The following is a 13,420-nucleotide window of genomic DNA, read 5'->3' on the forward strand; positions in this document are numbered from 1 at the left end:
AATCGCGAAATATGTAAGGACATTATGTTGTCCAATTAAACTCTCTGGAAGTAGGAACCTCATGTCGATTCGTGTCGGTGTGATCGGAACCGGCGTCATGGGCGCCGACCACGTCCACAATCTGCATTTCACGGTCTCCGGGGCAACGGTCTCAGTGGTCGCAGACCTCGATCAGGACCGGGCAGTGTCGGTCGCGTCGGCAGTCGGAGCACGGTGGGTGACCGATCCCTTGGAACTGATCAACGACGCCGACGTGGATGCCGTAGTCATCGCTTCCCACGATTCGACGCATGCCGACCTCTCCCTTGCTGCGATCGAAGGCGGAAAACCGGTTCTGTGCGAGAAGCCTCTTGCAGTGACAGCGCAGGATTGCCGACGCGTTGTTGCAGCCGAGAACCCCGAAAGCCCTCTGGTGAGCGTCGGCTTCATGCGTCGGTTCGATCCGGGATACGTAGCGCTGAAGGCCGAAACACATTCCGGCCGTATCGGAGACCCACTGATCGTGCACTGCTCGAGTCGAACAGTCAGCACCTACCCAGGCGGCCGTTCGGAATCCACGGTGACCAACTCCGCGATTCACGAACTCGACATCGTGCCGTGGATCCTGAACTCCCCCGTCGTTGCGGCCAGTTGGCACTGCGGGCGCTCCAGCTCACTCGTGACCGATCGCCAGGATCCGCAAGTGATCATGCTTCGCACCGCCGACGGCGTTCTCACCACGGTCGAGATCTTTCTGAACGCGCGGTACGGCTATGACACTCGGTGCGAGGTCGTCGGCGAAATCGGCGCGGCTCGCCTCGCCGAACCCGTGGTCATTCACACCGACACGGACCGCTCACACTCGTACGGCTATGCGGCGGATTGGATTCCGCGTTTTGCCGAGTCGTATCGGCGCCAACTTCACGAGTGGATCGACGCGTTGAGCACCGGTAGACCGTCGACGTTGGCCACAGCAGCCGACGGACTGCAGGCAAACCTCGTGGCTGCGGCAGTGATCAAGTCGATGCACTCCGAAGGAGAAACTGTCTCGGTCGAATCCATAGGGGACGTTTCTCGAGGTCTTTTTGATGGATTTCAGGGGTAGTTTCGATGGCTTTTCCTTGGCAGTGTTTGAGTCACAGCGCATCTTGAACACTGCAGGAAAGGTCCCCGAATGACTCCAGCACTGACCGACCACACCGTGCCGTCCGCGGGTAGGTTGCACCGGCAAAACTGCAACATCGAAGACTTCGCCGCTTTGGTCGCACACGAGACAGACCTCGCCGATTACCCGTACGCCGATTCTGTGGCCGACGGGGTTCTCTTGTACGACTCGAAGACATTGGTCGAGCAATCGTCGAATCCTGAAATCCGCGCGGAGATTCAGGACGAGATCGCCCGTGCGTTACTCACCGGGCCCGGCATCACGGTCTTCCAAGGCGCATTCGACGCGGAGGTATTGGATCGCGCCAGTGCAGTCTTTCGTGAACTCATTGCGCGCCAACACGAATCCGGCGCGACCTCCGGGGATCACTTCGCCAAACCCGGAGCAAATGACCGGATCTGGGGAGCACAACTGAAGTTGGCGCTCGAAGATCCCAAGGCTTACGTCGACTACTACGCAAACAGCATTGTCGCTTTAGCTTCGGAAGCCTGGCTCGGCCCCATGTATCAGGTGACGTCGGACGTCAACGTCGTCAATCCCGGTGGCGCCGAACAGAATCCACATCGCGACTACCACCTCGGTTTCATGTCGAGCGACGTCGCTGCGAAGTTCCGGGCGCACGTTCATCGCTTGACCCCCGCCCTCACCTTGCAAGGTGCAGTCGCCCATGTGGACATGCCGGTCGAGACGGGCCCGACAAAATATCTGCCGTACTCCCAACAATTCGAATCCGGATACCTCGCGTTCGAGCGTCCCGAGTTCAAGGAGTTCTTCGAGGCCAATTACGTCCAATTACCTTTGGAGAAGGGAGATGCCGTCTTCTTCAACCCTGCACTGTTCCACGCCGCCGGCCACAACAAATCCGCCAACGTCCTGCGCATGGCAAATCTTCTTCAGGTGTCGTCAGCCTTCGGTCGCGCCCTCGGAACCATTGACCGGGAGGCGCTCGTCAACGCGATCTATCCGGCACTGCTCGCCCTCAGCGAAGCAGGTTCCGACGAGTCCGTTCGCTGTGCCGTCGCCGCTTCCGCTGAGGGCTACGCCTTCCCGACCAATCTGGACCGAGACCAACCGATCGACGGCCTCGCGCCTCAGACGCAGGCCGAACTAGTGATGGAGGCGGTTCGCGAGCGGATCTCGCCTGACCATCTGGACGAGTTGCTGAAGGCACAGTCCGAGAGGCGAATGAGCTGAGGGACGGCAGCGCTGAAAAGACTTAGGCCGCTTAATGCCGATCGGTCGGTACGCTCGTGGCATGGGGTGGGACTTGTTAGTGCTGTTCGCCATGATCGGCCCGTTGGCGGTGTTCGGGTGGGCGGCTGTTCGGGCAAGGCGCCGCGGGCTTGGGGGGTCGTTCGTCGGGCCGTTTCAGGAGATGTTCGATCCCGGTGCGGCGCGAGCACAGACTGTCATCGAACAGATCGCGGAACTTCCGGATCCTGCGGACTCCGGCGACCCGGACAACGACGACGATGTGCCGTACACAGTCGCCTACGAGGGTGTTCGGCTCCACATCAATCCCGGTAGGGCTCGACAGCGCGGAGGCGAAGGGACAGCCAAGCACGCTGACTGAAAGTTACACCAGATCCAATGTTCAGACAGCGGTCCGCGCGACGCGGGAGAGTAAACCGGCGCTGCACGGCAGTGAGGTGCATAGCGGCCGAACGCGAACACTCTCGTTGCGTTGGGCAGGAGCAGAGCGGAACATGAACCTCATGCCTGTCTCCGAACTTCTCCGCCTAGGTACCGCGCAACCGATCATTCGCTGGGGCACCCCTGTCCTTCATGCGCCAGCTCGGCCAGTGACTGAATTCGGCAGCGATCTCCAAGATCTGCTGGCAGACATGTTCGCTACCAACACCGCCGCACACGGCGCAGGACTCGCAGCTCAACAGATCGGCGTCGACCTCGCGGTGTTCATCTACGACTGCACTGAAGAGGTAGGGACGCAACGCACCGGCGTCGTCTGCAACCCGGTCGTTGACCTTCCTGAAGGAGTCGACCGGCAGCTGGTCGACTACTGCGAAGGCTGTCTGTCCCTACCCGGTGCCTACACAGACCTCGCACGACCCGACTTCTCCACCTGTCGCGGAAACGATCAATACGGCAACCCGATCGAAATCACTGCAGGTGGCACCCTCGGGCGCTGCTTCCAACACGAAACTGACCACATCAACGGCATTGTCTTCGGCGACCGACTTCCAACGCGCAAACGCAAACAGCTCTATCGCGACCACGACGAAGTATCGGATCAATACACAGCCCATTGGCCGGCGTGTTAAGCGACCAGTCGGCTTAGAGGTGGAACCAGATAGCCCTACGCCGTTGGCCGGCCGAACCACTTGGACAGCTGAGTATCCAACTCCGCCTGAGTATCCCCGACCCATGCCACGTGACCGTCCGGCCGAAGGAGGACAGCCGGTGCGTCCAATTCGGTGCTGGTATCGACCACGTGGTCGACTCGATCGCTCCAACCATCTACCGCCAGTTGGCTACCCTGGTCGAGAAGAAGTCCGCGGCCGGATCGCATCAGGTCATAGAGGTTGCCGCGCGTCAACGCGATGTTCCGCAGCCGCCGACCGAGTAGGTCGTCGCCTTCGCCGAAGTCGTAGCGAATCGAGATCGCAGTGATCTTCTCGGTCAGATAACGCTTGACGTCTTCGAAGTCCATCAGCTCGGAGATCAAGCGTCGCACGGCTTGTGGACCGGCCGCGGTGGAGATCAGCTCCGCCTGCGCGCGCGTGTTATCGAGAACGTCGGCAGCCACCGGACGCCGTTCCGATTCGTAAGTGTCGAGCAGGCTCTCCGGTGCCCAGCCGTTGATCTCTGCGGCGAGCTTCCAGCCCAGGTTGAAGGCGTCTTGGACACCGAGATTGAGGCCTTGCCCGCCCATCGGTGGGTGGATGTGAGCGGCATCGCCGGCGAGGAAAACCCGGTCACGGCGGTAGTGCTCCGCCAGACGGGTGGCGTCGCCGAAGCGCGAGAGCCACCGCGGCGAGTGCACACCGAAGTCGGTGCCGGCAATGGCCAGTAGCTGCTGCTTGATGTCGTCGAGGGTGGTCGGAACCGCGCGACCGTCGGCAACTTCGGCCGCTGGTACCACGACGCGAAAAGCACCATTGCCGGCGGGACCGACTCCGAATCGTTTGTGCGTTTCCCGGATTTCGGCGACAACGGCGGCCAGTTCATCAGCCGGCATTGTCACGTCCATTTCGCCGATCAGCGTGTCGGCGCTCGACGGCTCGCCGGGAAACCCGACGTCGATCAGCTTCCGAACGGTGCTACGCCCACCGTCGCAGCCTACGAGGTACCGCGCGTGAAGTGTTGTGCCGTCCGACAATTCCGCTGTGACGTTGTCACTGTCTTGACGGATTGCGACGACGCGCTTCCCTCGCTGAATGTCCGCGCCGACATCGGTGGCGTGTTCGGCAAGAATCCTGTCGATCTCGGGCTGAGGTATGCCCAGTACGTATCCGTGCGCAGTGTCGAGGTGAGCGGGTGCCGGCTTGCTGATCCCCGCGAAGAATCCGCCGAGCGGGTACTTGCGTCCGTGCGCGAGGAACTTGTCCAGCAACCCGCGCTGTTCCATGATTTCGATGCTGCGGACGTGAATGCCGAGGGCACGGACGAACCGGGTCGGCTCCTCGTCCTTGTCAATGACAACGACGTCGACGCCATGTAGCCGGAGCTCGCCTGCCAGCATCAATCCGGTTGGTCCGGCACCGACGATGATGACGTCACTCATGCAAACCCCTCCTCCGGGCAAGGCATTTGCTTGCTCGCAGCAGCCGAGTCTGCACCATCACCCGGGCCTTGCCGCAAGCCCCCGGTCCCGCGTTATGATGAAAGTGGCGGGAGGCCCCTCTTCATCGGCGCGCCAACACCGCAGCGCCTGTACCGTGCGGGAGCCGCCAACTCTCGATCACCGTCGGCACGAGCATGAGCCCGAGAACACCCAGTGTCAGCGAAAACGGCGCTCCTCCGCCAAGATCGCCGGACTCCGCCAGCGGCGTACAAAGCGTGATCACCAACGCGGACAGCGCAATACCCAGACCGGACGCCAGCTCCTGCAGGGTTGCATGCAAGGTGTTGGCATCGGTCAGCTCCCCCGAGTCGACCTCGGCGAATGCCAAGCTGTTGTACGCGGTGAACCCGATTGATCGCAGCGCGCCACTGACGAACAGCGCCACGGCGACAACTCCGTCCGGTGTCGACGACGAAATCAGTGCAAGCGCACCGAAGCACACCACCGACAGAACGCCGTTCCCCACCAGAACTCGTCTGATCCCGAACCTGCGCATGAGCGGCGTGGTGAGCGGTTTGATCGCGATGTTGCCCACAAACAGAGCCATCACCAGCAGACCAGCCTTGAACGCCGGCATTCCGAATCCCACTTGGAACAACAGCGGCAGCACAAACGGCACACCCATGATCACGAGCCGGTACAGCGAGCCGCTCGACGCGACAATCCGAAAGGATCGGAGCCGCAGGACCCCGAGCGCAATGAGCGGGTGATCCGACCGGAGGAGGTGAATGACGGCCAAGGTCAACAAGATCAGAGACACAACGATCCCGAGTCCCACTCGAATCCAATCGGTCCCGGAACTGTGCACGCTGTCGAGTGCCACAACGAGCACGGCGACGCCCGCTCCGATCGCCACCAGGCCCAGCCAGTCGAGGCTTCGTTTCTGCGCTGCCCGAATTTCAGGCACCATGCGCAATGCAAGGAGAAACCCGACGATCCCGATCGGGACGTTGATCAGGAATATCCAGCGCCACGACGCGATCGACACGATGGCTCCACCCAGAGCGGGCGCGAGAACCGGCGCTGTGAGCGCCGGCCACGTCAGGTAGGCGATAGCCCGTACCAGTTCCGCCTTCGACGTCACCCGCAATACTGCGAGCCTCCCCACCGGCACCATCATGGCGCCGCCTACCCCTTGTAATGCGCGCATTCCCACCAGCATCGGGAGCGACGTACTGAGTGCACATCCCACCGATGCCACCGTGAAAACAGCTATGGCGAAGATGAAGACACGCCGCGTTCCGAATCTGTCGGCCATCCATCCGCTCGCCGGAATCAAGACTGCCAACACCAAGAGATACGAAGAAACGGCGACATTGACGTCGACGGCAGCGACTCCGAATGATTCGGCGATCGACGGCAGCGCCGTTGTGAGAATCGTCGCGTCGAGCATCTCCATGAACAGCGCTGCTGCCACCAGCAGCGCCGGCCCGCGGGGAAATGTCACTGCACCAGAGCCTTTCGGAGACGCTGTCGATCAGCCGAGAGTGATCCAACCGCCGGAGGACACCGAGGCAACCATCGCGTCCAGAGCCTGCGCCGACGCGACTGCATCAGCGATGGTCGCGCCCTGCTGCGCTCCACCCACGATCGAGGAGATGAAATTGCGAGCCTCGATCACTTTCAGGTCGTCGTAGCCCATCGCGTTGGCCGCGCCGGGCTGGAAGCGGCCGAACTCACCCGACTCGGGGCCGACCAACACCGTCGTGACGGATTGGTCCTGGTACTTCGAGCCGAGGCTGGTGCCCAGTTCACCCATCCGGCGGTAGTCCCAGAACACGGCGCCCTTCGTGCCGTGAATCTCGAATCCGTAGTTGTTCTGCTCTCCCACGGCGACTCGGCACGCTTCGAGGGTGCAGCGGCCACCCGAACCGAGGCGCAGCAGTGCACTGACGAAGTCTTCGTTCTCGACAGCCCCCATCTCTCCGCCGCTGGCGCGGGCATGTCCACTGGTTGCTGCGGACGGTCGCGCCCGCTCCGGGATGAAGATGGCAGTATCCGCAACGAGGGCGTCGACGTCGCCGAGGAGATGACGGATGAGATCGATACCGTGCGAAGCCAAGTCACCCAGGACGCCGGCGCCGCCGCGCTCACGCTCGTACCGCCAACTCAAAGCGCCTTCGGGGTGCGCCGCGTAGTCGCTGAGGAAGCGAAAACGCGAATGGGTGATCGTGCCCAGCTCCCCCGACTCGATCAGGCTTTTTGCCAGGGCCACGGCCGGCGCATTTCGATAATTGAAGCCGACGCTCGACTGCACACCGGCCTTCGAGACAGCTGCTGCAACAGCTTTCGCGTCTTCCGTGGACAACCCGACGGGCTTCTCGATCCAGATGTGTTTGCCGGCCTCTGCCATTGCGACGCCGATTTCACGGTGCAAGAAGTTCGGGGCCGTGATGCTCACCGCGTCGATCGCCGGATCGGCTGCGATATCGCGCCAGTCCTGGGTGAAAGCGTCGAAACCGAATTGGTCCGCTGCTTCCTCCCCTCGGCCCGGCACTTCGTCGGCGACGGCAGCGAGGCGGATCACGGGAAGCTGGGGATAGTGCTGCCGCAAACGCAGATACGCCTGCGTGTGTACGCGGCCCATCCATCCGAATCCGGCAACTGCTACAGAAATGCCTGTCATGAGGCTCCATTCGGGTCAAATGATCGAAGGATCGCAGAAATTCTGGGTTCACGAATCACCCCCACTGACTCAGTCAGGCGGGTACTCGTGTCACCGGGATCGAGATCTAGCGGTCGACCACAGTGGTGTCGAAGTAGTAACGCGACGCTCGGTAGCAGTGGCTGCCAAACTCGACGGCACTACCTGAATCGTCAAATGCAGTGCGGCTCATGGTCAAGAGGGCAGCACCCACTTTCTCGTCGAGCAATCCTGCTTCTTCGCGAGTCGCCGCCCGAGCGCCGATTCGCTGCCGCGCCACACGGATGTGAACGCCGCGAGTTCGCAAGGTTTGGTACAGCCCTTGCGTCTCCAACTCCTCGGGATCGGGTGCGATGTCCACCGGAATGTAATTGGTCATCACTGCCAGTGGTTCGCCGTTGGTGCTCCGCAGACGCCTGATGGTGGCCACTTCGGCGTCAGGTTCGAGGTTGAGCTCCGCGGCAACGTCCTCGCCGGGAACTCCCACCGTGAACTCGAGGAGCTTGGTCGTCGGAGCCTGGCCTGCCCTCGCCAAGTCGTCGAACAGGCTGGTGAGCTCGACAGGGCGGTGCACCGGACTCTGCACCACCTGAGTTCCGACACCCCGCTTGCGAACAAGTAAGCCCTTGTCCACCAATTCCTGGATCGCGCGCCGTGTGGTCGGACGCGAGAGATTGAGCCGTTTGGCCAACGCAAGTTCGTTCTCGAAGCGATCGCCTGGGGCAAGGTCGCCACCGAGAATAGCGCCCTCGATTGCCTGGGCCAGCTGAAAATACAGCGGCACCGGGCTCGAGCGGTCCAACTCGACGGCGAGTGCTGCGACCACGGTCAACTCCGATCTCTGACTTGGGAAGGCGCCGTATCGACGCTACTTCTCTCGGCAGTGTATGCGAACACTAACATTCACTTGACCGCAAGTCATAATGTCCAGACAAACTATTGACAATCGCTGTGTCGCGGCGCACAGTTTCAGTCATACATCGGTGCCCTGCGTGGGCAACCCACCACGAACTCTCGGGAGTCAGTTTTGACAAGCATCAACACTCACCAGAGCGGGTCGCACATCCCTGACGCACCCTTCGACGTGCTTGCCATCGGCCGATCGGGTGTGGACATCTACCCACTTCAGACCGGTGTCGGACTCGAGGACGTCGAGACGTTCGGCAAGTTCCTCGGCGGCAGCGCAGCCAATGTCTCGGTGGCGGCCGCGCGCCTCGGTCGGCGAGCAGCATTGATCTCCGGCGTCGGCAACGACCCCTTCGGGAAGTTCGTCACACGCGAATTGGCACGTCTCGGTGTCGACAACAGGTTTGTCGTCACCAATTCGGAGTATCCGACACCGGTGACGTTCTGCGAGATCTTCCCCCCGGACGACTTTCCTCTGTACTTCTATCGCAAGCCGCATGCACCTGATCTTCGGATCACCCCGCAAGACATCGACCTCGACGCCGTTCGAACAGCCTCGCTGTACTGGTCGACTGTGACGGGGCTGTCCGAAGAACCGAGCCGCAGCGCACACTTCGCCGCTTGGGAAGCCCGCGAACGGCGCCCGCTCACCGTTCTGGACCTGGACTACCGCCCGATGTTCTGGTCGACGCCGCAGGACGCGACCACGCAGGTACAGCGCGCCCTCGCACACGTGACAGTAGCCGTGGGGAACCGTGAAGAGTGCGAAATCGCTGTCGGTGAGACCAACCCGAACAAGGCTGCGGACGCGCTTCTCGACCTCGGAGTCGAACTGGCCATCGTGAAGCAGGGCCCGAAGGGTGTACTCGGCAAAACGCGAAAGCAGTCGATCACCGTGCCGCCCAACACCGTCGACGTGGTCAACGGGCTGGGAGCAGGCGACAGCTTCGGCGGATCACTGTGCCACGGACTGTTGGCCGGATGGCCGCTGGAGAAGGTACTGCGCTACGCCAACGCGGCCGGCGCGATAGTCGCATCTCGGCTCGAATGCTCCACCGCGATGCCGACCGCCGAAGAAGTCCACGATCTCGCCGAAGCCACAGCCACGGAGGCAGTCAATGTCTGACAAGCTCGCCGCCCGCCCCCTCGCCACCACCTACGCCGAAGTGACGGAACTGCGTGCGAGCGATCCGCAGATCATCGAAAAGGCCTGGGCTGCACGAACTCCTCGCGCCACTGTTCGAGGCAACGGCCGGCTCATGATCGTCGCCGCCGATCATCCGGCGCGTGGGGCGCTGTCTGTCGGCGGCAAGCCGACAGCGATGAACAGTCGTACCGATCTGCTGGACCGGTTGCGCACTGCTCTCGACAATCCTGGAGTCGACGGCGTTCTCGGTACTGCGGACATTCTCGACGATCTGCTCCTCCTCGGCGCCCTCGACGACAAGGTCGTCTTCTCGTCGATGAACCGCGGCGGCCTGGCAGGCGCCAGCTTCGAACTCGACGACCGCATGACGGGATACACCGCGGCCGGCACCGCAAAGTTCGGCATGAACGGCGGAAAGATGCTGCTGCGCATCGCACTCGACGACGCGGGCACTCTGCCCACCATGACGGCATGTGCGGAAGCAGTGGACGAACTGGCCGCGGCCGGACTGATCGCGATGCTCGAGCCGTTCCTCTCCAGTCGCGTAAACGGCAAGGTGGTCAACGATCTCAGCCCCGACGCCGTCATCAAGTCCATCCATATCTCCCAGGGCCTCGGCTCCACCTCGGCGTATACGTGGATGAAGTTGCCAGTCGTCGACGAGATGGAACGGGTCATGGATGCGACGACTCTCCCGACGCTCCTGTTGGGCGGCGACCCGCAGATCGCGCCGGAAGAAACGTACGCAAAGTGGGACGCTGCCCTTCAGTTGCCGTCCGTGCGCGGATTGATAGTCGGGCGCGCGCTGCTCTACCCACCCGACGGTGACGTGACCGCGGCCGTCGACACCGCCGTCAAACTCGTCCACTAGAACCGACCTGGCAGGAGCAAGATGTTCAGCAAGTACTACGTCCCCGCCGGATCGTCCGCCGACGGTGATTTCACGACAGTGGTCACGCCGGAGTCCGCCGGGTGGACCGAATCCAGCTTGTGGACACTCCAACTCGCCCCGGGTGCGAACGTCCACCTGCAGTCCGGCGAGAACGAGATCATCGTCGTTCCACTGGCGGGTTCGGCCCTGGTTGTTGCCGAGGGGACGGAGATTCCCCTGACTGGCCGCGCATCGGTTTTCGACGGTCCGAGCGATTTCGCGTACGTAGGACGCGACGCCGACTACTCGGTCAGCAGCGCTGACGGGGGCCGCTTCGCTCTGTGCGGAGCACGCGCCGGCGCCAAGCTCCCCCATCGCTACGGCCCGGCTTCAGGAGTTGCGGTCGAGCTCCGCGGTGCCGGGAACTGCAGCCGACAGGTTCACAACTTCGCCACTGCAGACACCTTCGAGGCCGACTCCATCATCGCGTGTGAGGTCATCACCCCCGGCGGGAACTGGTCGTCGTATCCCAGCCACAAACACGACGAGAACAGCGACGTCGAATCGGCCCTCGAAGAGATCTATTACTTCGAGATCGACCGAAGTCCGACCGGCACCGAAGGATTCGGCTACCACCGCGTGTACGGAACTGCCGAGAGACCTATCGAGGTGCTCGAGGAAGTCCGCTCAGGCGACGTCGTCCTCGTACCGCACGGCTATCACGGCCCGTCCATCGCAGCGCCGGGGCACCACATGTACTACCTCAACGTCATGGCAGGTTCGGGCGAGATCCGGGCGTGGAACATCTGTGACGATCCGCAACACACCTGGCTGCGCGGAAGCTGGGATCACCAGGACATCGACCCTCGACTGCCGTTGCAGTCCCACAACTGACGGAAGTGAAAGCTGTGGCACCCACCAACAACGCAACCGGCAATCGTCTACCTCGCGACGAGCCGACCGTTCACCTCACCGTTTCTCAAGCTGTCGTCCGCTTCCTCGCCAACCAGTACACCGAACGCGACGGCCAGCGCACCAAGCTGTTTGCCGGCTGCTTCGGAATCTTCGGGCACGGCAACGTCGCCGGACTGGGGCAGGCACTCTTGCAGGCCGAGATCCAGGATCTCGACGCCGGCCGTGAGCCGACGCTCCCCTACGTGCTCGGACGCAACGAGCAGGCGATGGTGCACTCGGCAGTCGCCCACGCCCGCATGAAGGACCGCCTGCAGACGTGGGCGGTCTCGTCCAGCGTCGGCCCGGGCGCCACCAACATGATCACCGGCGCGGCACTGGCCACCATCAACCGTCTACCTGTATTACTTCTGCCCGCAGACACTTTCGCGACCCGAGCCAGTGCCCCGGTCCTGCAGGAACTCGAACTCCCGTCGAGCGGTGACGTCACAGTCAACGACGCTTTCAAACCGGTCTCGCGATACTTCGATCGGGTATGGCGCCCGGAACAGTTGCCGAGTGCTCTGCTGGCCGGCATGCGAGTTCTCACCGACCCCGTCGAGACCGGCGCAGTCACCATCGCCATCCCGCAGGACGTACAGGCCGAGGCTTTCGACTGGCCCGAGTCGTTCTTCGCCGAACGAGTCTGGCACGTGGCCCGTCCGCTCCCCGAGAGATCGGTGATCGAACGCGCCGCCGCGATCATCCGTTCGGCTCGCAAGCCGCTGATCGTCGCGGGCGGCGGCGTCATCTACAGCCAGGCCACGGACTCTCTGGCAGCGTTCTGCGCGCAGACCGGAATCCCCGTGGGGCAGAGCCAGGCCGGCAAGGGTTCCTTGGAATACGACCATCCACAATCCGTCGGAGCAGTGGGGTCCACTGGCACCACCGCTGCAAACGCTCTGGCCACCGATGCGGACGTCGTCATCGGAATCGGTACGCGGTACAGCGATTTCACGAGCGCATCCCGCACCGCCTTCACCAATCCAGACGTTCGCTTCGTCAACATCAATGTCGCTTCACTGGATTCCGTGAAGCAGGGCGGTGTCAGTGTGGTGGCCGATGCGCGTGAGGCTCTCGACGCCCTGGCGCTCGCACTGAGCGACTACCGGGTGGACGACGAGTACGCGTCCAGGATCGGTGAACTCGCTCGCGATTGGGATGCTGTCGTCGAATCCGTCTACAACCCGGCCGAACCTGCAGCCGACGGGTCGCTGAATCAGAATCAGGTGATCGGTCTGGTCAACACTCTGTCCGATCCACGTGACGTCGTGGTGTGCGCTGCCGGGTCCATGCCGGGTGACCTCCACAAGCTGTGGCGTACTCGCGATTCGAAGGGCTATCACGTCGAATACGGATACTCCTGCATGGGATACGAAGTTGCGGGAGGTCTGGGCGTCCGGATGGCTTGTCCCGATCGCGACGTGTTCGTCATGGTCGGCGACGGTTCCTATCTGATGATGGCCACCGAATTGGTCACCGCCGTGCAGGAACGCCTCAAGGTCATCGTCATTTTGGTGCAAAATCACGGATTTGCCTCCATCGGTTCGCTGTCCGAGTCGCTCGGTTCCCAGCGCTTCGGCACGCAGTACCGCTACCGCTCGAATGACGGACGTCTCGACGGAGGGGTTCTCCCGGTCGATCTGGCCGCGAACGCTGCCAGCCTCGGTGTCGACGTCATCCGCGCCAACACCGCTGCCGAGTTCGCCGACGCGATCAAAGTTGCCAAAGCAAGCGATACCAGCACCGTCATCCACGTCGAAACCGATCCGCTGATCGGCGCCCCGGACAGCGAATCCTGGTGGGATGTACCGGTATCGGCCACCTCCGAACTGGAGTCCACCAAGAAAGCACGGACAACGTACGAGTCCTGGAAGAAGATCCAGCGACCGTATCTTCGTCCATCCGAATGAAAATTCCGCACAACCACACCCCATCAAGCTTGCCCGCGA

The 13,420-nt window shown here is 62.4% G+C and carries 12 protein-coding genes; 8 read left to right on the forward strand and 4 right to left on the reverse strand.

The genetic code is table 11. The annotated features are described in order from the left end of the window. Positions 1–61: 61 nt before the first annotated feature. The 4 genes from ACFWEM_RS13935 to ACFWEM_RS13950 all read left to right on the forward strand — a co-directional run bounded on the left by ACFWEM_RS13935 (position 62) and on the right by ACFWEM_RS13950 (position 3,426). On the forward strand, positions 62–1,084 hold the full coding sequence (locus tag ACFWEM_RS13935) for a Gfo/Idh/MocA family oxidoreductase (protein WP_378534244.1): 1,023 nt from the start codon (positions 62–64) through the stop codon (positions 1,082–1,084). Positions 1,085–1,153: 69 nt separating this feature from the next. Continuing rightward, positions 1,154–2,338 (forward strand): phytanoyl-CoA dioxygenase family protein, encoded by a 1,185-nt coding sequence (locus ACFWEM_RS13940; RefSeq protein ID WP_378534246.1) that lies wholly within the window; start codon positions 1,154–1,156, stop codon positions 2,336–2,338. 61 nt (positions 2,339–2,399) lie between these two features. Further along, positions 2,400–2,717: a hypothetical protein gene (locus ACFWEM_RS13945; protein WP_378534248.1), complete on the forward strand. Its 318-nt coding sequence runs from the start codon at positions 2,400–2,402 to the stop codon at positions 2,715–2,717. Between the two features lie 229 nt (positions 2,718–2,946). Further along, positions 2,947–3,426 (forward strand): peptide deformylase, encoded by a 480-nt coding sequence (locus ACFWEM_RS13950; protein WP_378534250.1) that lies wholly within the window; start codon positions 2,947–2,949, stop codon positions 3,424–3,426. A 35-nt stretch (positions 3,427–3,461) separates the two neighbouring features. Here the strand turns inward: ACFWEM_RS13950 and iri are convergent, their stop codons facing one another. The 4 genes from iri to ACFWEM_RS13970 form a co-directional block, all read right to left on the reverse strand. Continuing rightward, entirely contained in the window at positions 3,462–4,889 is a 1,428-nt protein-coding gene (iri, locus tag ACFWEM_RS13955) for a rifampin monooxygenase Iri (protein ID WP_378534252.1), read from the reverse strand. 121 nt (positions 4,890–5,010) lie between these two features. Continuing rightward, a complete protein-coding gene (locus tag ACFWEM_RS13960) occupies positions 5,011–6,396 on the reverse strand; it encodes an MFS transporter (RefSeq protein ID WP_378534254.1) in 1,386 nt (461 codons plus the stop codon). A gap of 30 nt (positions 6,397–6,426) precedes the next feature. Beyond that, positions 6,427–7,575: a Gfo/Idh/MocA family protein gene (locus ACFWEM_RS13965; RefSeq protein ID WP_378534256.1), complete on the reverse strand. Its 1,149-nt coding sequence runs from the start codon at positions 7,573–7,575 to the stop codon at positions 6,427–6,429. A gap of 106 nt (positions 7,576–7,681) precedes the next feature. After that, on the reverse strand, positions 7,682–8,419 hold the full coding sequence (locus tag ACFWEM_RS13970) for a GntR family transcriptional regulator (RefSeq protein ID WP_378534258.1): 738 nt from the start codon (positions 8,417–8,419) through the stop codon (positions 7,682–7,684). Positions 8,420–8,620: 201 nt separating this feature from the next. Here ACFWEM_RS13970 and iolC point away from each other — a divergent pair, with 201 nt between their 5' ends. From iolC to iolD, 4 genes are read left to right on the forward strand one after another with little or no spacing between them, the layout of a single operon-like run. Continuing rightward, complete coding sequence (iolC, locus tag ACFWEM_RS13975; protein WP_003940877.1) at positions 8,621–9,625, forward strand: 5-dehydro-2-deoxygluconokinase; 1,005 nt, start codon at positions 8,621–8,623, stop codon at positions 9,623–9,625. Continuing rightward, a complete protein-coding gene (locus ACFWEM_RS13980) occupies positions 9,618–10,517 on the forward strand; it encodes a hypothetical protein (protein ID WP_021332504.1) in 900 nt (299 codons plus the stop codon). The genes iolC and ACFWEM_RS13980 overlap by 8 nt, the downstream gene beginning before the upstream one ends. 21 nt (positions 10,518–10,538) lie before the next feature. After that, complete coding sequence (iolB, locus tag ACFWEM_RS13985) at positions 10,539–11,411, forward strand: 5-deoxy-glucuronate isomerase (protein ID WP_378534261.1); 873 nt, start codon at positions 10,539–10,541, stop codon at positions 11,409–11,411. A 14-nt stretch (positions 11,412–11,425) separates the two neighbouring features. Then, positions 11,426–13,381, forward strand: coding sequence for a 3D-(3,5/4)-trihydroxycyclohexane-1,2-dione acylhydrolase (decyclizing) (gene iolD, locus ACFWEM_RS13990; RefSeq protein ID WP_378534263.1), 1,956 nt, complete (start codon positions 11,426–11,428; stop codon positions 13,379–13,381). The last annotated feature ends 39 nt before the right edge of the window (positions 13,382–13,420 follow it).

Source organism: Rhodococcus sp. NPDC060176, from assembly GCF_042728675.1.
Taxonomy (GTDB): Bacteria; Actinomycetota; Actinomycetes; order Mycobacteriales; family Mycobacteriaceae; genus Rhodococcus_F.

What these genes read in the sequence shown, in the direction of transcription:
- ACFWEM_RS13945 (WP_378534248.1), top strand. Translation starts at nt 2,400, where the DNA reads ATGGGGTGGGACTTGTTAGTGCTGTTCGCCATGATCGGCCCGTTGGCG.
- iolB (WP_378534261.1), top strand. Translation starts at nt 10,539, where the DNA reads ATGTTCAGCAAGTACTACGTCCCCGCCGGATCGTCCGCCGACGGTGAT.
- iri (WP_378534252.1), bottom strand. Translation starts at nt 4,889, where the DNA reads ATGAGTGACGTCATCATCGTCGGTGCCGGACCAACCGGATTGATGCTG.
- ACFWEM_RS13965 (WP_378534256.1), bottom strand. Translation starts at nt 7,575, where the DNA reads ATGACAGGCATTTCTGTAGCAGTTGCCGGATTCGGATGGATGGGCCGC.
- ACFWEM_RS13935 (WP_378534244.1), top strand. Translation starts at nt 62, where the DNA reads ATGTCGATTCGTGTCGGTGTGATCGGAACCGGCGTCATGGGCGCCGAC.
- ACFWEM_RS13980 (WP_021332504.1), top strand. Translation starts at nt 9,618, where the DNA reads ATGTCTGACAAGCTCGCCGCCCGCCCCCTCGCCACCACCTACGCCGAA.
- ACFWEM_RS13940 (WP_378534246.1), top strand. Translation starts at nt 1,154, where the DNA reads ATGACTCCAGCACTGACCGACCACACCGTGCCGTCCGCGGGTAGGTTG.